We start from the raw sequence: 20756 nt of genomic DNA on the forward strand, positions 1-20756 counted from the left end.
ATTACGCCCCCAACCGAGTAAGCAGATCCGAAAGGGCTTCGATCGCATTGATTTTGGCTGTCAGGTATTCGTCGGGCCGGTGCTCCGGGTCGATGTCGGCGACCGCCTTTTCCGGTCCGGCCAGGTAGACCCGCGACACTCCCGCGTTACGCGCCGCGTCGACGACCCCGGCCGCCTCGGTGCCGTAGCGCTTGTCAGTGCCGCAGAGCACCGCTACGGCGGACGATCCCGCAGCGGACACCGCCGCGGCGACGCCATCGGCGTCCAGCGTTCCCGGGTTGACCGCCTCGATGCCGCCCGAGGCCAACAGGTTCGAAGCGAACGTGGTGCGGATGTTGTGTTCGGCCAGCGGACCCAACGGAAGCAAGAGCGCCTGCGGGCGGGCACCGGTGCGCGCCAGGAACGCATCCGAGCGATCGCGTAGCCCCTCGAATGCGGCGGCATAGCGCTGCAAGTTGCCGACATCCGGCTGGCCGATCGAATCACTTTGCGGCAGTGCGGGTTCGGCCAGGTTCGGAAATTCGTTCACGCCGGTGATCGCCGTGCGACGATGCGCGATGTCGTCAGCGCGCCGTCCGGCGATATCAGCGATCTGTTCGGCGATGTAGTCACGAGCGTCGACGAATCCGCCGCGGCCCTCGATCCCCTGGAATTGCTCCCATGCCCCCTCGGCAAGCTGTTTGGTGAGATCTTCGACGAACCACGATCCACCGGCGGGATCCAGCACCCGCCCGACGTGCGACTCCTCCAGCAGCAGCAGCTGGGTGTTTCGCGCGATACGCCGCGCGAAACTTCTTGCCGTGCCGGGAAATCCGCCCGGGATCGCAATGTCGAACGGGAACACCAGCACGGTGTCTGCGCCGCCGACACCGGCGCCGAAGGCAGCGAGAGTGCAACGCAGCATGTTCACCCACGGATCGCGCTGGGTCATCATCGGCAGCGACGTCTGAGCGTGCACGATCGCCCCGCCGGCTTGGGGTTCGCCGACGACCTCCGCGACCCGCGCCCACAGTTGACGCGCGGCGCGCATCTTGGCGATCGTCATGAACTGGTCGTCATCGGCGGCCAGCCGGAAACTGATCTGGCCCAGCGCCTTACCGACCGGCATCCCCGACTCGGTGAGCACCCGCAGATAGGCCACCGCGGCCGCGATGCAGGCGCCCAGTTCCCAGGTCGCGTTGGCGCCGAGGTTGTGGAAGGCGGGTCCGTCGACGGCGATTGCCCGCACGCCGCGCTCGTCGGTCAAGCGCGAAGCCACCGCGATCACGTCGTCGATCACCGGCGCGGGACGCCCGCTCAGTGCCGCGGTCAGGGGGTCGGCGCCCAGGTCTATCGACAAGGTGGCGCGCTGGTCGGCTTCGACGTCGGCCACCAAGGTGAGCATCGCGTCGGCCGCCGCCCGGTAGTCGGGGCCGGCCTCGATGATGATCGGCGCCATGCTCAGGTAGACGCCCGCGAGCAGCGCCTCGAGCTCCTGGACAGCCGCACCGTCCTGCCCGACTCGGATCAGCAGCGCGCTGACTCCGTCGCCAAGTGCGCCCAGCACGGCCGCGTTGGCTTCGGCGGCGATAGCACCGGCGGCGGGAAAGGCCTCAGCGACCTTCCAGCCGGATTTCACGTCACGGAACGGGTCCCCGCCACGCAGGTAGGGCCACTCGCCGGGCAGCGGCGGTTCGGGCAGCTCGTCGAACGCGGTGTAGAGCGGGCGGATGGCGAACCCGTCATATGTCTGGGTGTCCAGCAGATGCTCGGGCTGTTCCCCCAACTCGGCGGGTTCCTTGCGGGCGCTCTTGGCAAGCACACCGGCAACCGCGGTGCGCCAGCGCTCGCGAACCTGTTCTAGGTCGGCGAGCTCGGGTACATCAATGGACACCGACTGCTCCTGTTTTCGCAGCTATTGGCAACGTTGCTTGAGGTTGCGGAGGACACGCGACTCGCTAATCAGGCTAATTGATTGCCCCCGCCGCCCGAAAACCGCGCGGTGAAATCGATCGGCCCAGGGCAAGAGCGAAACGCCAGGCCCGGGATACAGGTTATTCATTTCTGGCCCGTAACGTTTAGTGACGTGACGGGCCCCGCCACTTCCAAAACCACCAGCACGCTGCGCAGTCTCTGGCGCGCGCTGGTTATGACTGTGCGCCAGGTGTCCCGGCCGCGCGCCATCGGGGCAGTGGTCGGTATCACAGTCCTGGTCGCGGTGGCGCTGTGCGTTCCGCTGCCCAGCGCGGTGCAGCTGCGCGACTGGGCTCAATCGCTGGGCCCGTGGTTTCCCCTGGCATTTCTGATCGCGCACATCGTCGTCACGGTGGTGCCGATCCCCCGCACGGCGTTCACCCTGGCCGCAGGGTTGCTGTTCGGTCCGGCCCTGGGCGTGCTGATCGCGGTGGTCGCCAGCACCGCGAGCGCGGTGCTGGCGCTGGTGCTGGTTCGCGCGGCCGGCTGGCGGTTCGACCGGCTGGTCCGCTACCGGGCGCTGCACCGGGCCGACCAGCGGCTGCGCGAGCGGGGCTGGGTGTCGGTCCTGTCGCTGCGGCTGATTCCCGTCCTGCCGTTTTCGGCGGTCAACTACGCCGCCGCCGCGTCCGCCGTGGGCATCCTGCCGTACACGCTGGCCACGCTGGCCGGTCTGCTGCCCGGCACCGCCGCGGTGGTTTTTCTCGGCGACGCGCTGGCCGGTCACCCCAGCCCGCTGCTGTTCCTGGTGTCGCTGGTCACCAGCGCGTTGGGGCTCACCGGGTTGTTCCTCGAAGTCCGTCACTACCGTCGGCACCACCGCACGGCGCACCCCGACGAGCCCGCGTCCGAGCCGGTCATCATCAGCTAACCGAGCCGCACTGTTGAGTGCGCCGCCAGTTGCCTGAAAGATCTACTCAATGGAGCGGGTGTACGCGCAGCAGCTTGCGAGTTTCGGCTTGCAGCCGTCGCGGGCCGGCCTGCTCGTGCTCCTGCTCGGCGCCCTCGCGTCGGTGGGCGTCGCGCTCTTGTCCTTCCTGCTGGATCGGATCAAGCCGCATCGCGTACCGGCCGGTGGTGTAGTCGCGACACCGGCCGTCTCTTACCCGCATGCCGCACGGGAGCGAACACGCGCCTCGTGGCTGACGATCGCCGCGGCATTCGCCGCCGCTGTGTGCATGACGGCCATCTGGCTGGCACCCAAGCATCTCCAGCACACCCAAGAGCCCGCGCTCGCGCCCGAACTGACCCCGATCGCATTGCCAGCGTCGGCCGCCGCCGGCCCGGGTGCGGGCATCTATGTCGAATACGCCGACGGCTCCGGCGGAATGGGTTGCACGGCTGGGTTTTTGGTGCGTACCGGCACGGGTGAGGCCGGTCTTCTCACCGCGGGTCACTGTAATCGGCCCGGCGAACCAAGCAAGGTGGTGATGAACCTCGGCGGCATCCTCCCGTACGCAAAGCTGGGCACGTTCGCCCGGACGGTCAACGAGGGCGTGCACGACGAGCAACACGACATCGGCCTGATCGTGCTCGACGGCGACAACATCCCGCAGAGCCCGGCCGTCGCCGCCAGGCTGCCGATCACGGGGGTCACCACCGATCTGTCGATCGGGCAGGAGCTGTGCAAATTCGGCATGAGCAGCGGTGAGGCCGAATGTGGGCCGGTGTTCGACGTCACCGAGAGCAAGGTCTCCTTCTCGGCGGGCGGTCAATGCGGCGATTCCGGCGGCCCGGTCTATCTGGTCCAAAACGACGGCACCGCCACCGCGGTCGGCATCGACATTCGCGGCAGTAATCCGGCCAGTCCCAGGGCGGGCTGCCTGGCCCCGGCCAAATACTCGGTTGCCGAGCTGGTGCAGCCGTGGCTGGACAAATGGCATCTGACCGCCATGACCGCGCAACTACCCGGTCCGCGCTAGTGACCGGTCACACCACGGTCCCGATCCGACGAGCAACGTGGGGAGCCACATGACGTCCGACACCACCCACACCGGCGCACCCGGACGGCGGTTTTCCACCGCGGCGTTGGTCGGTGCCGGGCTGGTTGGCCTGATCCTCGGCGCGATCGCCGCCTTCGCGGTCACCGGCCTGGTCTTCACCGTCCGGGTCCAGCTGCCGCCGCCGCCCTATCCGCCGCCGTTCTCGTCGACACCGCCGTCGGGGTATCCCGCGCCGTCTGCCCCTCCGGCGGGCATCACACCGGCGCCGGCACCGAGTGCCGTGCCCATGCCACCGTTGCCGCCGGGCCCGCACGCGCTGCCGCCGTCACTCCCGCTCGAGCCGGCCTCGCCGCAATCGTGAGCAGCACCCGCGGGATGGCCTAAGTGGCACAAGCACATTCGCGATCCCTCGTCACCAGGGCGGCCGGGCGGCTGTTGCGGTCCAGGCCCCTCGTCCGCGCCCCAATCTGGATCTATAGGGCTCGCGGGGGCGCGCTGTTCGGCTCGCGCATCCTGATGCTCGAACATCTGGGCCGCAAGTCGCGAATCCGGCGCTACGCGGTGTTGGAAGTGGTCGACCATCCCGCCGCGGACACGTACGTCGTCGCGTCCGGCTTCGGCCGAAAAGCGCAGTGGTTCCGCAACATCCAAGCCCATCCGCCGGTGCGAATCTACGTCGGCAGCCGCCCACCCGCGCCCGCCACCGCACGTGTCCTGGACCAGCGGGAGGCCGATCGCACTCTGGCCGACTACCGCGACCGCCACCGGCGAACGTGGGAGCAGTTCAGACCGGTGCTCGAGGAGACGCTCGGCGTTCCGATCACCGACACCGATACCCCGCTGCCGCTGGTCGAGTTGCGCCTCGACTAGGTCTGGTCCGGTCCCTTCACCGTCATCGCGGCGAAGATGGCCAAAAACACCGCGGCCGGAAGACCGTTGACGACCTTGTCACGAACCCGGACATGCGCGCCCACCGCCAACACGAAGTACAGCGTCAGCATCGCTGTCGTCAGCCTCGCCAGAGCAGGGAATCGGGTGACGGAGGCCAGCCCGACCGCTGCGGCCGCCTTCACCACCGGTATCACCGGGCGGATATCCTCCGGGACCCCCACGGTGTCCAGAGTTTTCTTGATGGGAGCCACCTGGACGCCGCACAGGACCGCGTCGACGGCGTGGAACGCGGCAAGCCCCGCGTAGGTCTTCGGTGAAGTCAAAACACTCATGTCGCAATCCTATTGCGTCAATTCCGGTGGTGCCCCCGGGCGGCCGTCCACCGGCTGGCGGGCTATGGCCTCGGCCTTGGCCACCGCCTGGGCGATCGTAGGATCGGTCTCGGTGGAGAACCAGTCGGCGACCTCGGGGTCGTCCGCGTCGACCGCGTGCTTGGGTACGTCGTCGACCGGAGACGGCTCGAACCGGAAGACCCCATCCTCACCCGGAGTGCCCAGCAGCTTGGTGAAACCCTGCAACGCCGCACTGAAGTCGCTGGGGACCACCCACACCTTGTTGGCGTCACCGCGCGCCATCTCCGGCAGCGTCTGCAGGTACTGGTAGGCCAGCATCTCCGGAGTGGGCCGGCCGGCCTTGATCGCGGCGAACGTCTTCTCGATCGCCTTGGCCTGCCCCTGTGCCCGCAGGTAGGCCGCGGCGCGTTCACCCTGCGCGCGCAGCATCCGGGACTGCCGGTCGGCCTCGGCGGCCAGGATCGCCGCCTGCTTGGCGCCCTCGGCGGCCAGAATCTGGGCCGTCTTGGCGCCTTCGGCCTGGGTGACCGCGGCCTGCCGGCTACCTTCGGCCGTCAGGATCATCGCCCGCTTCTCCCGGTCGGCCTTCATCTGCTTTTCCATCGAGGCCTGAATCGACGGCGGCGGGTCGATGCTGCGCAACTCCACCCGGGCCACCCGCAGGCCCCACCGGCCGGTCGCCTCGTCGAGCACGCCGCGCAACTTGGTGTTGATCTGATCCCGGGAGGTCAGGGTCTGCTCCAGCGTCATGCCGCCGACCACGTTGCGCAGGGTGGTCGTGGTGAGCTGCTCGACGCCGACGATGTAGTTGCTGATCTCGTAAACGGCGGCCTGCGGAACGGTGACCTGGAAGTAGACCACGGTGTCGATGTTGAGGGTCAGGTTGTCCTCGGTGATCACCGGCTGGGGCGGGAACGACACCACCCGCTCGCGCAGGTCGATGCGGGCACGCACCCGGTCGATGAACGGGATGAGCAACGTCAGCTGCCCGCTGACCGTGCGGCTGTACCGACCCAGCCGCTCGATCACCGCGGCCTCGGCCTGCGGGATCAACGCGACCGATTTGGCCACCACGATGATCGCAAAGATCACCAGGACAGCCAGCAACACCAAACCAGCAACCGCACCTTGCACCGGAGTTCCTTTCTCTCGCTGCGCTTTCGCAGCGCCTGTGTCGACGGGCTACTGTTTGACCACCACCGCCGTCGCGCCGTCGATGTGCACGACAGTGACCGATTCGCCGGGTTCGTAGACATCGCCGTCGTTAAACGGGCGTGCCGTCCACACCTGGCCGTCAAGCTTCACCTGGCCCACGTCGCGGGTGACCCGATCAAGCACCAACGCGCTTTTGCCCTCGAGGGCCTTGATGCCCGTGGGCAGCTCGTGGGTGGGCGTCAGCCGGCGCCGCAGCGCGGGCCGCACCAGGATGACCATCAAGACCGAAACAATCAGGAACACCGCCCCGTCGGCCAGGATCGGCCAATCCGTGAGCCATGCGGTGGCCGAGGCGGCCAACGCACCGCCGCCCAGCATCAACAGGAACATATCGCCCGTCAGTGCCTCCGCACCGGCAAGAGCCAGTGCGAAGATTAGCCAGCTCAGCGCGATCGCCATGCCGTCAGAATACGCGTGATCCGCCTTTGCCGGACCAAACAACTACACTGCGAGATCATGTGGTGTCCCAGTGTTTCGCTGTCCGTGTGGGCTAACGCCTGGCTCGCGGGCAAGGCTGCGCCCGACGACGTGTTGGACGCGCTATCTCTTTGGGCGCCAAAGCAATCGGTCACGGCGTATGATGCCGTCGCCGCCGGCCACACCGGGCTGCCGTGGCCCGACGTTCACGACGCCGGGACCGTCTCGCTGTTGCAGACGCTGCGCGCCGCGGTTGGCCGGGTGGCGCTGCCGGGGGCTGCGGGTACCCCGGGCCCGTTGCCGGGGACGATCAACGTGGTGCTGCCGGTACCCGGTGACGTGCGCGGGCTGGCCCCCGGGACACAGTTCGAGCGCGACGCGCTGGCCGTCGGTGAGGCGGTGATCATCACCCACCCCGACGATCCCACCGCCGCTGTCGGCCTGGTCCCCGAGTTCTCGTACGCCGATCTCGAGGAGGCCGGCGGCGACGACCCGGCGGAACCGGAATTGTGTGCACTGGCGTGGACGGTCTATTCCCTGCCCGGCGCGCCGGTGTTCGAACACCACGAGCTGGGCGATGCCGAATACTCGCTGCGGTCGGCCGTGCGTTCGGCCGCCGATGCGCTCGGCGCCATCGGACTGGGATCGGCAAGCGACATCGACGATCCGCGAGGACTTGTCGAGCAGTTGCTGGAATCCGCACGGCAACACCGGATTCCCGACCACGCGCCGTCGCGTGCAGTGCGGGTGCTGGAGAACGCCGCGCACGTCGACGCGATCGTCGCGGTCAGCGCCGGGCTCAGCCGGGCCGACTCGCCCGACCGTTCCACTGCCCACATCGCCGCCGGCCTGGAACCGCTCGGAACGCAATCCACGTCGGAGGCTCGCATCGCCAGCGATGCGCTGCGACCGCTGACCACCGTGGTGCGTTCGGCGCGGATGGCCGCGGTCAACGCGATCCTGCACTCGGCCTGGACCGACTAACTGCTTTCTCGCGCAACGCAATGCGGCGGACCGCACGCTGCGCCGTTAGTGCTGGCAAGGCAACCGGGTACGGAGTCAGGGCCACTCACCCGCTCGGGCGCGCGGCCGTACCGCAGTTCGTCGATCAGGTCCGCGGCCAGTTGCGCAAAACGCGGGTGGGCGTTGGGCGTCGACGCTCGCACCAGCGCGACGCCGGCCGCCTGCGCTTGTGATCTCAATTCTTCGTCGAGATCCCAGACCACTTCGATGTGGTCTGCGACGAATCCGATGGGACAGACGATGACGGCCTTGGTGCCGGCCTCCGCCAGTGCCGTCAGCTGGTCCGCAACATCGGGTTCCAGCCACGGCACCTGCGGCGGGCCCGACCGCGACTGCCAGCCCAGGTCGTACTCGGTGTAGCCGGCGGCAGCTGCCACAAGGCTTGCGGCATAGGCGACTTGACGGCTGTACAGCCGTGGCCCCACCCGCTCGTCGGCGGCCACCGGAATCGAATGCGCGGTGAACACCAAACGGGCGCCGGCCTGTTGCTCGGCGGTGAGGGCGCCGGAGGCCGCACCGATGGCGTCGGCGAAGATCTGCACGAACCGCGGGTGATCGAAATAGGGCCGCAGCTTGACCAATTCGGGCGCATCCGGCCCGGCGGTCCGACGGCCGCGAGCAATGTCTTCGACATACTGCGTGCAGCTGGAATAGCCGCTCCAGGCTGACGTGGTGAACACCGCGGCGCGACGAACACCGTCGTCACGCATGGCCGTAACCGTGTCTTCGACGTAGGGGGCCCAGTTGCGATTGCCGAAGTACACCGGCAGATCCAAACCGCGGTCGCCTAATTCGGCTTCCAGCTGCGCGATCAGCGCCCGATTGATGGCGTTGATCGGCGAGACACCGCCGAAATGCAAGTAGTGCTCGGCGACGTCGTCTAGCCGTTCCGGTGGCACATTGCGGCCGCGGGTGACGTTCTCGAGGAACGGTCGCACCTGCTCCGGGCCCTCTGGTCCACCGAAGGACAGCAGCAGGACGGCGTCAAAATCCATTGCTGGTCAAAGCAATTGGGTGCTGGCGCCGCCGTCGGCGTAGATGATGGAGCCAGTGGTCGCGGGCAGCCATTCCGAAAGCAGCGCGCACACGGTCTTGGCGACCGGCGTCGGGTCCTTCATGTTCCAGCCGATCGGGGCGCGCTGGTCCCAGCCCTCCTCCAGTAGCTGCATCTGAGCGCCGGCTTCCTCGCCGAGCGCGCCACCGACAATCGCGCTCATCGCGAGCGTCCGGATCGGTCCGGCGGCAACGAGATTCGAGCGCACCCCGGACTTACCCGCCTCGCGCGCCACGAACCGGTTGACCGACTCCAGCGCGCTCTTGGCAACCGTCATCCAGTTGTAGGCCGGCATGGCGCGGGTCGGGTCGAAATCCATCCCGACGATGGAGCCGCCGGAATTCATAATCGGCAGCACCGCTTTGGCCAGCGAAGCATACGAGTACGCCGAGATGTGGATGCCCTTGGACACGTCTTCGTAGGGCGCTTCGAAGAACGGGTTGATGCCCATTCCGGTCTGCGGCATGAAACCGATCGAGTGCACCACGCCGTCGAGCTTGTTGCCCTCGCCGATCTCGGCGCTGATGCGGTCCGCCAGGGACGCCAGGTGCTCCTCGTTCTGCACATCGAGTTCGATCAGCGGGGCCTTCTCCGGCAGCCGATCGGCGATGCGCTGAATCAGCCGTAACCGATCGAATCCGGTCAGCACCAACTGAGCCCCCGCTTCCTGGGCCACCTTGGCGATGTGAAACGCGATCGAGGAGTCGGTGATGATCCCGGTGACCAGGATCCGCTTGCCCTCGAGAATGCCTGCCATTGTGCTGACTCCTTATTCAGGGAAAGTGCTGATAAGCCAAAGTTTTTGGGTCAGTGACCCATACCCATACCACCGTCGACCGGGATCACCGCACCGGCGATGTAGCTCGCATCCTCGGACGCCAGGAAGCTGACCGCCCCGGCGACCTCCTCCGCAGTGCCGACCCGCTTGGCCGGGATGAAGTCCAGGGCGCCCTCTTGGATCCGCTCATCGAGCGCGCGGGTCATCTCGGTGTCGATGTAGCCGGGGGCGACGACGTTCGCGGTGACACCGGCTTTGGACAGCTCCCGGGAGATCGAGCGGGCCATGCCGATCAGACCGGCCTTGGCGGCCGCGTAGTTGGCCTGGTTGCCGATACCCCAGCTGCCGGACACCGACCCGATGAAGATGATCCGGCCGAATCGCTTCCGCTGCATACTGCGCGATGCGCGCTGGGCCACCCGGAACGCACCGGTGAGGTTGGCGTCGATGACCTTCTCGAACCGCTCCTCGGTCATCCGGATGAGGAATGCGTCCGCGGAGATGCCGGCATTGGACACCAGCACCTCGACCGGACCCTGGTGCTCCTCGACCTCTTTGAAGGCGCGGTCGACGGCGTCGTTGTCTGTGACATCGCACACGACGCCGAACAGCCCCTCGGGCGCACCCGAACCGCGGTGCGTCACGGCGACCTTGTGGCCGTCGGCCGCCAGCCGCTGCGCGATCGCCAGACCGATCCCCCGGTTTCCGCCCGTCACCAGGACCGAACGGGATACGAATGCGGGTTTGCCGCCGGCGGCGGCGAGCTCGGTGGCTACGTCAGTCACCCGGCCAACTTATCGCCTCGGTGCGGCGGGGCTGCAATGCCCCTGGCATGTCGGCCGACTGTCGGTGGTTGTCGGCACACTTCCGCCATGGCGGAGCCTTTTCTGGGCAGCGAAGCCCTGGCCGCAGGGTTGTTGACTCCCTACGAGCTGCGCAGCCGGCATGTCGCGCTACACAAAGATGTGTACGTGTCGCGCGATATAGAGCTGACCGCAGCGTTGCGAGCCACAGCGCTGTGGCTACGCTCGCGTCGCCGCGGCATCCTCGCCGGCTTTTCCGCATCCGCGTTGCATGGCGCAAGGTGGATCGACCCGGCCTTACCGGCTGCGATCATCGACACAAACGCCCGCCGTGAGCCGCGAATACAAATCTGGGAAGATCGCATCGAGTCCGACGAAGTCTGTGTCGTCGACGGCATGTGCGTGACGACACCGGAGCGAACGGCACTCGATCTGGCCAGTCGTTTCCCGCTGGACCCCGCAGTCGCCGCGGTCGATGCCCTCATCCAGGCAACGGAATTGAAACTGGCCGACGTCGACCAATTAGTCGAGCGCTATCGGGGTCGCCGTGGCATCAAAGCCGCCCGAGCCGCTCTCGGCCTCGTCGACGGCGGTGCGCAATCGCCCAAGGAAACCTGGCTGCGCGTGCTATTGATCCGGGCGGGACTTCCCCGGCCACAGACGCAGATCGTCGTCCGCAACGAATGGGGTTGGCGTGAAGCGTATTTGGACATGGGCTGGGAAGACATCAAGGTGGCCGTCGAGTATGACGGTGATCAGCATCGGTCGGACCGGCGGCAATACGTCAAGGACATACGCCGCTTGGGAACGTTGGAGCGCATGGGGTGGATCATCATCCGCGTCATTGCCGAGGATCACCCTGACGACATCATCCGGCGCGTAGGCGAGGCACGCGCGTCGCGAGCCTAACCGCAGTGCGAAAATCCGGGCCGAAAATCGCAGCCAGGTTAGATTCGCGAGAAAAGGGAGGCTAGGTCGGCAGCCGGCGGTTGATCAGCAGGGCCGCCAGCGCTGCCAGCGCCAACACCAGCGCACCCAGCCGCAGCCAGCCCACGCTGGCGTCGCCCTTGATCGTCTCGTAGCCGATCTGCTGCTGCAACGACGAGTAGACGGCCTTGAGCTCCTGCAGTGTCGAGGCGTTGAACGAGTTTCCGCCGGAGAGCTGGGCGACTTTCCGGAGCGTCTCGTCGTCGACCGGCACCGGCTGGCGCTGGTCGTTGATCTCCACGAAGCCGTACGGGGTGCCGAACGAGATCGTGGAGATCGGCACGCCCTGGTCCTTGGCGGTGCGCGCGGCGGTGAAGGCGCCCTTGGGGTTGTCCGGGTTGGTCGGCATCGTCTCCTTACCGTCGGAGAACAGCACGATGCGAGCCGGGGGCGGCGTGTCGCCGCCACCGATGACCGCGCCGACCGTGGCGATGGCCTGCAGTGCGGTGAAGATCCCCTCCCCGGTGGCGGTGCGGTCGGCGAACTGAAGCTTGTCCAGCGCGATCTTGGTCGCGTCGCGGTTGGTCGTTGGCGACACCAGCACCGTCGCGGTGCCCGCGTAGGCGATCAGCCCGAGGTTGATTCCCGGGGTGAGCTCGTTGGCGAACTGCTTGGCCGCCTCCTGCGCGGCGGCCATCCGGTTGGGTTCGACGTCGGTGGCACGCATCGACTGCGAGACGTCGATCACCAGCATCACCACCGCGCGGTTACGCGGAATCCGGACGTCGTTCGTCGGCCCGGCCATCGCGACGGTGAACAACACCAGCGATGCCACCAGCAGGATCGCCGGTACATGCCGCCATTTGGCGGGCCGTTTGGGGGCCACGCTTTCCAGCAGCTCCATGTTGGCGAACCGCAGCATGCGTCGCTCGCGGGCCAACTGCATCACCACGTACAGCACGGCCAACCCGACAACGACGAGCAGGAAAAGGAAGAACCACGCGTGTGCGAACCCGGACAGCGACATCGCGCCGAGCAAAGGCATTGTCATAACAGACCCGTCTTGCTGTGCATGACCGCCTTCGGAAAAGCGCCAGTCACTGGCGCCCCGCCATAGCCCCGCGCCGGCGGGACTCCACGAAACGAACGATGTCGGCGATCCAGTCCCGGTCGGTGCGTAGCGTCAAAACCGGTGCGCCACAACCACGAATCGTTCGGGCCACGTCGGCACGATGCGCCGCCGCCGCCTTGGCGAAGTCGTCTCGCAGTTGCGCGTCGACGGTGAATTCGCGGGTCACGCCGGTTTCGGCGTCCTGCAGGACGACATCACCGATATCGGGCAGCTCGACATCGCGCGGATCGAGCACCTCGATGGCCAACACCTCGTGGCGGGCCGCGATCGCGCGCAGCGGGCGCATCCAGTTGATCGGGCCCAGGAAGTCACTGATGATCACGGCCATTCCGCGACGGCGTTCCGGCCGGCGCAACGCGTCGATGGCAACCGCCAGGTCACCGCGCACTCCGACCGGCGCCTTAGGCATGGTTGCGATCGTGCGCAACAGCGTCTGTTGGTGCTGACGTCCGGAGCGCGCCGGCACTCGGGTCATCGTGGCGCCGTTCGCAACCAGGGCACCGAGCCGGTTGCCGCCACCGCTGTTGAGGTAGGTGATAGCCGCCGCGGCGGCAACCGCCAGGTCCCGCTTCTCACAGAAGGCGGTGCCGAAGTCCAGGCTGGCCGACACGTCGACCACCAACCAGGTCTCCAGTTCGCGGTCGGCGATCATCTGCCGGACATGCGGGTGGGTAGTCCGCGCGGTGACTGCCCAGTCCATCCGGCGGACGTCGTCGCCGGGCTGATACTCGCGCGACTCCCCCGGCTCCGAACCCGGCCCGGGAATCAGGCCGAGGTGGTCGCCGTGCAGGACACCGTCCAGCTTGCGTTTGACGGTGAGCTCGAGCGTGCGCAGCGCTGCCGACAACTTCGGGTCATCGATCTCGCCACGGAGCATCGACGGCGGATGGACGACCGCCGGCGTTTTGGAATCGGTCACCGACCGCTGGCCGCTGCGGCCTGCATCACCGGGGGCACCGAATGACCTTGTTGCGGAACGGCATTCACCTGAGGAAGGGCAACCGTCTGCAGGACTCGGTTGATGACGATCTCGGGCGAGATCTCGTCGGCGAGCGCGTCGTAGGTCAGCACCAAACGGTGGCGCAACACGTCGGGAATGACCTCGACGACGTCTTGCGGGACCACATAGTCGCGACCCCGCACCAACGCCAGCGAACGCGCGGCGGCAATGATGCCGAGCGAGGCGCGCGGGGATGCGCCGAACGCGATCCAGCTCTTGACGTCGTTCATCCCGAGCTGCTCGGGTGCGCGGGTAGCGAAGACGACGCGCACCACATAGTCGACCAGGGCGTGGTGAACGAAGTTGTTGGCCGCGAGGTCCTGCAACCGCAGCAGGTCGCCGGTGTCCAGGATCTGCTTGGGCTGCGGCGGCTTGACGCCCATCCGGTAGATGATCTCGCGTTCTTCCTCGGGCGTGGGGTAGCCGACGTTGATCTTGAACAGGAAGCGGTCGCGCTGCGCCTCGGGCAGCTGGTAGACGCCCTCGTGCTCGATCGGGTTCTGCGTCGCCATCACCAGGAACGGGTTGGGCAGCGGGAATCTCTTGCCACCGATCGACACCTGACGCTCGGCCATGACCTCCAGCAGCGCCGACTGCACCTTGGCGGGCGCGCGGTTGATCTCGTCGGCGAGCAGGAAGTTGACCACCACCGGGCCGAGTTCGGTGTCGAACTCCTCCTTGCCCTGCCGGTAGATGCGGGTACCGATGATGTCGGTGGGCACCAGGTCGGGCGTGAACTGGATACGCGCGAACGTGCCGCCGACCACCTTGGCGAACGTCTCGACGGCGAGCGTCTTGGCCACGCCGGGGACACCTTCGAGCAGCACATGGCCCTTGGACAGCAGGCCGACCAGCATCCGCTCCACGAGCTGGTCCTGGCCGACGATGATCCGCTTGACCTCGAAGATCGCCCGTTCCAGGGTGTGCACTTCGGCAGCCAATCCGTCGGCGCCACCTGGCGCCGCATGGGCTCCGGGGCCAGGCTGCCCGCTCGGACCCGAGTAACCGCTGGCGCCCGGGGGCGGCCCACCTGCTGCTGTCATTAACAACCCTCCACAGCTCAATCGGACACAACTGCCGTCACGACAAATGTCGCGGGGCAGCGACGTGCCCTGGTCCAACTATTCCAGGCCCCTGGGATTCCGTCGACGCCGCGCTGCGCTGACGAGCAAATCAGACCCGCCAGGTCCGGTCTCGATCCCGACGGCACACCGGGTCAGTACTCGATGATCCTAGTCAGGTACGGCGTCATACCGGGCTTGCGAACCGGACTCACGGTCACCTTCGCCGCACTTCCGGAGGCCTCCAGCATCTGGCCGTTGCCCAGATACATGGTGACGTGCTGGCCGCCGCCCGGGCCGTAGAAGATCAGGTCGCCGCGCCTGGCCTCGTTGGGAGGAATGTGGCGCCCGGCGTTGTACTGGTCACCGGAGAACCGTGGGATCAGCACGCCAACGCCGGCGAACCCGTACCGCATCAGGCCCGAGCAGTCGAAGCCGTTGATGTTGGCGCCGTCGCCGACACCCTTGCTGGGCCCGTCCAGTGAGCCACCACCCCACGAATACGGCACACCCATCTGGGAACCCATTCGGCGGATCACGTACTCGATGGCCTGACGGCCGTTCGCTCGCGGAATCTTGGCGCCCGGATTACTGGGCGTGGCAGCGGCGGCGGGCGCATCGCCACCGAGGTTGATCCCGAGTCCGCTCAGAAATTGCTTGCCCAGGTCCATCGTGGTCTGGGTGGCCTGCGCGGTGGCCTGTAGCGACGCGTTGGCCACGGCCAGCGGGTCACCGGGAGCGCCGGCACTGATCTGTGCGGGCAGCGTCGGATCCCAGCCGCCGGGGTCGGCGTTGGCCGGAGCGGCGACAGACAACATCAGCCCGGTCACCAGTGTGGTGATCCAGGCCAGGTTGATCATGCGAAAACGCTTGTGCCGCATAGCTCCTCGTTAGTATTCGATGTAGCGGATCACGTAGGGGGTCATGCCGCTGGTGCGCACCGGCGCAATGCGCACCTTCAGACCGATGTCGGGGGCTTCGAGCATCTGGCCTTGACCGAGGTAGATCGTCACGTGCTGGCTGCCGCCCGGGCCGTAGAAGATGACGTCACCGCGGCGCATCTGAGAGGTCGGGATCTTGCGGCCCAGGCCGTACTGCGAACCCGAGTAGTGCGGCAGCTTGATGCCCACCCCGGCGAACGAGTACAGGACCAGGCCCGAGCAGTCGAAGCCGGTGATCCCGGCGCCGGAGTCGATTCCTTTACTTGGGCCGGCCGCGTTGCCACCGCCCCAGGAGTAGGGCACGCCGATCTGCGACATGCCGCGGCGGATCACATATTCGGAGGCCTGCCGACCGTAAACCCGCGGAATACGTCCGCCGACCCCACCGGGTGCGGCGTTGGTGATCCCGGTGTCGTCGGGCTTGAGAATGCCGAGTTGCTGCAGGAAGCCCTTGCCCAGACCGGCGGTGACCTGTGTCGAGGTCGCCGAGATGCCCAGCACCTGGTTGATCACCGCGACCGGGTCACCCGGCACGTTCGCGCTCGGCACCATGGGCAGCGTGGGATCCCAACCGTCCCAGTGCCGGCCCCCGGACGGCGGCGTCGCGGCCGGCGCGCCCGGATCCCACCGGTCGCCCGACGCCGGCGCACCGGGCGCCCCTGTGCCGGTCGACCAATGCGCGGAGGCGAGTTGGGCCTGCTGAAGTTTGGCCTGGGCCTCGTCGCGCTCGACGGCCAGGCGAGTGATCTGCTCACGCTGTTCGTCGAACTTGCCCTTCGAGTTGGTGAGCGCGGCGACCGCGGCATCCTGGCTGGATTTCGCGTCGGCAGCGGCCTTTTCGGCCTTCTGCTTGGCCAGCCGAGCCGCGGACTCCTTATTCACCTGCTCGGTGCGGGCCCGCTGCAGGTTGTCCATCACGGCCTGGGAACTGGCCGCCAGGGTCCTCGAGGCGGACTCGGTAGCGATGATGTCCTCGGGGCTGGTCGCGGTCAGGTAGCTGCCCGACGGACCATTCATGTAGGTGGCCGCCGCGAAAGTGTTGAAACGACCTTGGGCCGCAGCGATTGCCGCGTTGGCATCCTTGACCGACTGCCGGCTGACCTCGAGGTCGTGCTCGGCGCTGGTCACATTGTCCCGTGCGGTCTCCACATCGACCAGGGCCTTGTTGACGGCCTCTTGCTCCGTCTGGATTTCGGCGCTCAGGTCGTCCAGTCGCTGGTTGGCCTTGGCGACGTTCGCGATCAGCGCGCCGAGGGTGTCGGGGTTCGGATCACCTTGCGCCAGACCCGGTGTGGTGACGAGCAGGGCCACGCTCAGGACCGCTGGAATGACTGAACGAGCCAGCCTGGCGGCCGGTCGCGCAGCAGAGCCCCGGCGTGTGCGTCTCATTCGACTTAGCTCCCCTTGGGCTCAACACGGACGGCGGCGCCAGACACATTTATCTCTATAAGCGCCAAAGACAACACGAGCATCATTTGCACCGTACGTCACACCGGTCGCCGGGGAAATGCTCGTCACAAATCGCAACCCTCTACGTGCGTTTAATGTGACCGAACGGTGACCTACGCGATTTGCCGAAGAAGGTCGTCAGTTCGCCCCGGCCGGACCGGCCGAGGCGGACGTGCGTGGTTAGACGCCCTTGGCGGGCTCTGCTAGGTCAGCCTCGTTGGCATCCGCCGAGGTTGCTGACCGCCTGCTGCGCAGCTGCAGGAACCGGGCGCCGACGGCCGCCGCGAGCACGCCGACAAGCAGGAAAATAGTCAACCCGGTCCAAGGGAACTCGGGGCTTTCCAGCTCGTGCAAAAAATGCTGCGCCGAGACCGCCGGATTGCCCGTCTTGGCGATGTCTTCGCCGGCCTCGAGGGTGACGCGGGGGAAATGCGTGCTGTAGCTGCCGACGTAGCTCGGGCTGAGCGTCAGGACCGTGGCATCCGGGTAGTCGGCGCCCACCACGGTGGAGATATCGCGCAACGGCGTGTCGTTCGGCGGATTGTGGTCGAGCAACACAATTTTGAGATTGATGCCTGCGGCATGAGCATGGTTGACCACATCGAGCAGGGCCGGCAGGGCGTCCGGCGGCGCACTGACGCCGGAGGCGGCGACCTGGGCCTTGACCGCCGACATGTCGACGTCTTGCGGAATGTAGGCGGGCAGGACCGGGTGCGAGAAGAAGGTGGTCTCGGGTAGTCGGACGAACGATCCTTGCCCGGTCACTGTGTGCCTCCTCCCTCGGTGCTACAGGCACCGTACGCGAACAGTCGGAAAAAGGGGTTTCAACCCGGCCTCGACCCGACAAGACTGGAAATTGGAGTGCCGCTGTAATATAGGACAAGCGTACTGTTAAAGTTGGCAATGCACCGCCGACACGGCCCGTCGGCGGAAGAATTTAATCCCAGGGAGTTGATGTGACCAACAAAGATTCTGTGAACTCGTTCGGAGCCCGCGACACCCTGAAGGTCGGCGACAAGAGTTACCAGATCTACCGCCTCGACGCCGTACCCAATACCGAGAAACTCCCCTACAGCCTCAAGGTGCTCGCCGAGAACTTGCTGCGCAACGAAGACGGCGCCAACATCACCAAGGACCACATCGAGGCGATCGCGAACTGGGATCCCAAGGCGGAACCCAGCATTGAGATCCAGTACACACCCGCCCGGGTCGTGATGCAGGACTTCACCGGTGTGCCGTGCATCGTCGACCTGGCCACCATGCGCGAGGCGATCGGCGACCTCGGCGGCAAGGCGGAGAAGGTCAACCCGCTGGCGCCGGCCGATCTGGTGATCGACCACTCGGTGATCGCCGACCTGTTCGGCACCGCCGACGCCTTCGAGCGCAACGTCGAGATCGAGTATCAGCGCAACGGTGAGCGCTACCAGTTCCTGCGCTGGGGACAAGGCGCCTTCGACGACTTCAAGGTGGTGCCGCCCGGCACCGGCATCGTGCATCAGGTCAACATCGAATACCTGGCGAGCGTGGTGATGGAGCGCGACGGGGTGGCCTACCCCGACACGTGCGTGGGCACCGACTCCCACACCACCATGGTCAACGGCCTCGGCGTGCTCGGCTGGGGCGTGGGTGGCATCGAGGCGGAGGCCGCGATGCTGGGCCAGCCGGTGTCGATGCTGATCCCACGCGTCGTCGGCTTCAAGCTGAGCGGCGAGATCAAGCCCGGCGTCACCGCCACCGATGTGGTGCTGACCGTCACCGAGATGCTGCGTAAGCACGGCGTGGTCGGCAAGTTCGTCGAGTTCTACGGCGAGGGTGTGTCGGAGGTGCCGTTGGCCAACCGCGCCACGCTGGGCAACATGAGCCCCGAATTCGGTTCCACCGCAGCCATTTTCCCGATCGACGAGGAGACCATCTCCTACCTGAAGTTCACCGGCCGCACGGACGAGCAGCTGGCACTTGTCGAGGTGTACGCCAAAGAACAGGGCATGTGGCACGACCCCGAGCACGAGCCGGCGTTCTCCGAGTACCTCGAGCTCGACCTGTCCACCGTGGTGCCGTCGATCGCCGGACCGAAGCGTCCGCAGGACCGAATCGCTTTGTCGGACGCCAAGTCCACGTTCCGTGAGCAAATTCTCAGCTACGTCGATGGCGACGCGGACGGCCAACAGGGCTACTCGAAACTGGACGAGGCAGTCGACGAGACTTTCCCGGCCAGCGATCCGGGCGCTGTGACGAACGGACATGCCGACGACGTTCCCCAGGTACATTCGGCGGCCGCACATGCCAAGGGCCGCCCCAGCAGCCCGGTGACGGTGCGCTCCGACGAGCGTGGCGAGTTCGTGCTCGACCACGGCGCGGTGGTGATCGCCGCGGTTACGTCGTGCACCAACACCTCCAACCCCGAGGTGATGCTGGGCGCAGCGCTGTTGGCCCGCAACGCCGTAGAGAAGGGCTTGACGTCCAAGCCGTGGGTCAAGACCACGATGGCGCCCGGCTCGCAGGTCGTCAACGACTACTACAACAAGGCCGGCCTCTGGCCGTACCTGGAGAAGCTCGGCTTCTATCTGGTCGGCTACGGCTGCACCACCTGCATCGGCAACTCCGGCCCGCTGCCGGAAGAGATTTCGAAGGCCATCAACGACAACGACCTTTCGGTGACCTCCGTGCTGTCCGGCAACCGAAACTTCGAGGGCCGCATCAACCCGGATGTGAAGATGAACTACCTGGCTTCACCGCCGCTCGTCGTGGCCTACGCGCTGGCCGGGACCATGGACTTCGACTTCGAGTCGCAGCCACTGGGCAAGGACAAGGACGGCAACGACGTCTTCCTCAAAGACATCTGGCCGTCGCAGAAAGACGTCTCCGACACCATCGCCTCGGCAATCAACTCCGAGATGTTCACCAAGAACTACGGCGATGTGTTCAAGGGCGACGAACGGTGGCGCAACCTGCCCACCCCGAGCGGCAATACCTTTGAGTGGGCCTCGGATTCAACGTATGTACGCAAGCCCCCGTACTTCGAGGGCATGCCCGCCGAACCCGAGCCGGTCGCCGACATCACCGGCGCCCGGGTGCTGGCGCTGCTGGGTGACTCGGTGACCACCGACCACATCTCCCCGGCCAGCAGCATCAAGCCGGGCACCCCGGCCGCCCAGTACCTCGACGAGCACGGCGTGGACCGCAAGGACTACAACTCCTTTGGGTCGCGACGCGGCAACCACGAGGTGATGATCCGCGGCACCTTCGCCAACATCCGGCTGCGCAACATGTTGCTGGACGACGTCTCCGGTGGGTACACGCGCGACTTCACCCAGGACGGCGCTCCGCAGGCCTTCATCTACGACGCGGCGCAAAACTATGCGGCATCCAACATCCCGCTGGTAGTGCTGGGCGGTAAGGAGTACGGGTCGGGATCTTCACGAGACTGGGCCGCCAAGGGAACCCGGTTGCTGGGCGTGCGGGCCGTGATCGCCGAGTCGTTCGAGCGCATCCACCGCTCCAACCTGATCGGCATGGGCGTGATTCCGTTGCAATTCCCCGAAGGCAAGACGGCCCAAGAGTTGGGACTCGACGGCACCGAGGTGTTCGACATCACCGGTATCGATGCGCTCAACGACGGCAAGACGCCGAAGACGGTGCACGTCAAGGCAAGCAAAGAGGGCGGAGACGACATCGAGTTCGACGCGGTGGTGCGCATCGACACCCCCGGTGAAGCCGACTACTACCGCAACGGCGGCATCCTGCAGTACGTGCTGCGCAACATGCTCAAGTCCGGCTAGTGGCGATCGCAAGCCCGGCGCGGCCGGGCGCAGCGGG

At 66.7% G+C, this 20756-nt stretch carries 19 protein-coding genes and 1 pseudogene; 7 read left to right on the plus strand and 13 right to left on the minus strand.

Annotated elements, in window-relative coordinates:
- Position 1: 1 nt before the first annotated feature.
- Positions 2-1873, minus strand: a complete 1872-nt coding sequence (gene mutA, locus ACZY0B_RS05115; RefSeq protein ID WP_463762948.1) for a methylmalonyl-CoA mutase small subunit — start codon at positions 1871-1873, stop codon at positions 2-4.
- Between the two features lie 192 nt (positions 1874-2065).
- Between mutA and ACZY0B_RS05120 the strand changes: the two genes are divergently transcribed.
- The 4 genes from ACZY0B_RS05120 to ACZY0B_RS05135 are packed head-to-tail and all read left to right on the plus strand — an operon-like array spanning position 2066 to position 4766.
- Positions 2066-2824, plus strand: coding sequence for a TVP38/TMEM64 family protein (locus tag ACZY0B_RS05120; protein WP_463762949.1), 759 nt, complete (start codon positions 2066-2068; stop codon positions 2822-2824).
- A gap of 49 nt (positions 2825-2873) precedes the next feature.
- Positions 2874-3875, plus strand: a complete 1002-nt coding sequence (locus ACZY0B_RS05125; protein ID WP_463762950.1) for a S1 family peptidase — start codon at positions 2874-2876, stop codon at positions 3873-3875.
- 49 nt (positions 3876-3924) lie between these two features.
- The gene (locus ACZY0B_RS05130) at positions 3925-4257 is read left to right on the plus strand and encodes a hypothetical protein (protein ID WP_463762951.1); all 333 of its coding nucleotides are present in this window, start codon (positions 3925-3927) and stop codon (positions 4255-4257) included.
- Positions 4258-4280: 23 nt separating this feature from the next.
- Positions 4281-4766 (plus strand): nitroreductase family deazaflavin-dependent oxidoreductase, encoded by a 486-nt coding sequence (locus ACZY0B_RS05135; protein WP_463762952.1) that lies wholly within the window; start codon positions 4281-4283, stop codon positions 4764-4766.
- Here the strand turns inward: ACZY0B_RS05135 and ACZY0B_RS05140 are convergent.
- From ACZY0B_RS05140 to ACZY0B_RS05150, 3 genes are read right to left on the minus strand one after another with little or no spacing between them, the layout of a single operon-like run.
- Positions 4763-5119, minus strand: a complete 357-nt coding sequence (locus ACZY0B_RS05140; RefSeq protein WP_463762953.1) for a DoxX family protein — start codon at positions 5117-5119, stop codon at positions 4763-4765. The two genes, ACZY0B_RS05135 and ACZY0B_RS05140, sit on opposite strands and share 4 nt — an antisense overlap.
- Before the next feature lie 9 nt (positions 5120-5128).
- Complete coding sequence (locus ACZY0B_RS05145; RefSeq protein WP_463762954.1) at positions 5129-6274, minus strand: SPFH domain-containing protein; 1146 nt, start codon at positions 6272-6274, stop codon at positions 5129-5131.
- A gap of 48 nt (positions 6275-6322) precedes the next feature.
- Positions 6323-6754, minus strand: coding sequence for an NfeD family protein (locus ACZY0B_RS05150; protein ID WP_463762955.1), 432 nt, complete (start codon positions 6752-6754; stop codon positions 6323-6325).
- A 57-nt stretch (positions 6755-6811) separates the two neighbouring features.
- Between ACZY0B_RS05150 and ACZY0B_RS05155 the strand changes: the two genes are divergently transcribed.
- A complete protein-coding gene (locus tag ACZY0B_RS05155) occupies positions 6812-7756 on the plus strand; it encodes a hypothetical protein (protein ID WP_463762956.1) in 945 nt (314 codons plus the stop codon).
- Here ACZY0B_RS05155 and ACZY0B_RS05160 read toward each other — a convergent pair.
- The 3 genes and pseudogenes from ACZY0B_RS05160 to fabG1 all read right to left on the minus strand — a co-directional run bounded on the left by ACZY0B_RS05160 (position 7722) and on the right by fabG1 (position 10412).
- Positions 7722-8790 (minus strand): annotated as a pseudogene (locus ACZY0B_RS05160) (ferrochelatase). The gene ACZY0B_RS05155 and the pseudogene ACZY0B_RS05160 sit on opposite strands and share 35 nt — an antisense overlap.
- A gap of 6 nt (positions 8791-8796) precedes the next feature.
- Positions 8797-9606, minus strand: a complete 810-nt coding sequence (gene inhA / locus ACZY0B_RS05165; RefSeq protein WP_463762957.1) for an NADH-dependent enoyl-ACP reductase InhA — start codon at positions 9604-9606, stop codon at positions 8797-8799.
- Between the two features lie 50 nt (positions 9607-9656).
- Positions 9657-10412 carry a 3-oxoacyl-ACP reductase FabG1 gene (fabG1, locus tag ACZY0B_RS05170; protein WP_463762958.1) on the minus strand — a complete coding sequence of 252 codons (756 nt, stop codon included), beginning with the start codon at positions 10410-10412 and terminating at the stop codon, positions 9657-9659.
- An 87-nt stretch (positions 10413-10499) separates the two neighbouring features.
- Here fabG1 and ACZY0B_RS05175 point away from each other — a divergent pair, with 87 nt between their 5' ends.
- Positions 10500-11339, plus strand: a complete 840-nt coding sequence (locus ACZY0B_RS05175) for a hypothetical protein (protein WP_463762959.1) — start codon at positions 10500-10502, stop codon at positions 11337-11339.
- Positions 11340-11400: 61 nt separating this feature from the next.
- Here the strand turns inward: ACZY0B_RS05175 and ACZY0B_RS05180 are convergent, their stop codons facing one another.
- From ACZY0B_RS05180 to ACZY0B_RS05205, 6 genes are all read right to left on the minus strand, one after another.
- Positions 11401-12408, minus strand: a complete 1008-nt coding sequence (locus ACZY0B_RS05180) for a VWA domain-containing protein (RefSeq protein WP_463762960.1) — start codon at positions 12406-12408, stop codon at positions 11401-11403.
- A 46-nt stretch (positions 12409-12454) separates the two neighbouring features.
- On the minus strand, positions 12455-13408 hold the full coding sequence (locus tag ACZY0B_RS05185) for a DUF58 domain-containing protein (RefSeq protein ID WP_463762961.1): 954 nt from the start codon (positions 13406-13408) through the stop codon (positions 12455-12457).
- A complete protein-coding gene (gene moxR1, locus ACZY0B_RS05190; protein WP_463762962.1) occupies positions 13405-14532 on the minus strand; it encodes a chaperone MoxR1 in 1128 nt (375 codons plus the stop codon). Before moxR1 ends, ACZY0B_RS05185 begins: the two co-directional genes overlap by 4 nt.
- Before the next feature lie 173 nt (positions 14533-14705).
- Positions 14706-15431, minus strand: a complete 726-nt coding sequence (ripB, locus tag ACZY0B_RS05195; protein ID WP_463762963.1) for an NlpC/P60 family peptidoglycan endopeptidase RipB — start codon at positions 15429-15431, stop codon at positions 14706-14708.
- Positions 15432-15440: 9 nt separating this feature from the next.
- The gene (gene ripA, locus ACZY0B_RS05200) at positions 15441-16880 is read right to left on the minus strand and encodes an NlpC/P60 family peptidoglycan endopeptidase RipA (RefSeq protein ID WP_463762964.1); all 1440 of its coding nucleotides are present in this window, start codon (positions 16878-16880) and stop codon (positions 15441-15443) included.
- A 240-nt stretch (positions 16881-17120) separates the two neighbouring features.
- Positions 17121-17705 (minus strand): Rv1476 family membrane protein, encoded by a 585-nt coding sequence (locus ACZY0B_RS05205; protein ID WP_463762965.1) that lies wholly within the window; start codon positions 17703-17705, stop codon positions 17121-17123.
- A 191-nt stretch (positions 17706-17896) separates the two neighbouring features.
- Here ACZY0B_RS05205 and ACZY0B_RS05210 point away from each other — a divergent pair, with 191 nt between their 5' ends.
- Positions 17897-20719, plus strand: coding sequence for an aconitate hydratase (locus tag ACZY0B_RS05210; RefSeq protein ID WP_463762966.1), 2823 nt, complete (start codon positions 17897-17899; stop codon positions 20717-20719).
- Positions 20720-20756 lie beyond the last annotated feature (37 nt).

The organism is Mycobacterium sp. IDUB_19 (assembly GCF_055419445.1).

Coding starts and splice junctions, on each gene's coding strand:
- ripB (WP_463762963.1), bottom strand. CDS start 15,431: ATGCGGCACAAGCGTTTTCGCATGATCAACCTGGCCTGGATCACCACA.
- ACZY0B_RS05140 (WP_463762953.1), bottom strand. CDS start 5,119: ATGAGTGTTTTGACTTCACCGAAGACCTACGCGGGGCTTGCCGCGTTC.
- ACZY0B_RS05175 (WP_463762959.1), top strand. CDS start 10,500: ATGGCGGAGCCTTTTCTGGGCAGCGAAGCCCTGGCCGCAGGGTTGTTG.
- ACZY0B_RS05180 (WP_463762960.1), bottom strand. CDS start 12,408: ATGACAATGCCTTTGCTCGGCGCGATGTCGCTGTCCGGGTTCGCACAC.
- ACZY0B_RS05155 (WP_463762956.1), top strand. CDS start 6,812: ATGTGGTGTCCCAGTGTTTCGCTGTCCGTGTGGGCTAACGCCTGGCTC.
- ripA (WP_463762964.1), bottom strand. CDS start 16,880: ATGAGACGCACACGCCGGGGCTCTGCTGCGCGACCGGCCGCCAGGCTG.
- ACZY0B_RS05125 (WP_463762950.1), top strand. CDS start 2,874: ATGGAGCGGGTGTACGCGCAGCAGCTTGCGAGTTTCGGCTTGCAGCCG.
- ACZY0B_RS05130 (WP_463762951.1), top strand. CDS start 3,925: ATGACGTCCGACACCACCCACACCGGCGCACCCGGACGGCGGTTTTCC.
- inhA (WP_463762957.1), bottom strand. CDS start 9,606: ATGGCAGGCATTCTCGAGGGCAAGCGGATCCTGGTCACCGGGATCATC.
- moxR1 (WP_463762962.1), bottom strand. CDS start 14,532: ATGACAGCAGCAGGTGGGCCGCCCCCGGGCGCCAGCGGTTACTCGGGT.
- ACZY0B_RS05150 (WP_463762955.1), bottom strand. CDS start 6,754: ATGGCGATCGCGCTGAGCTGGCTAATCTTCGCACTGGCTCTTGCCGGT.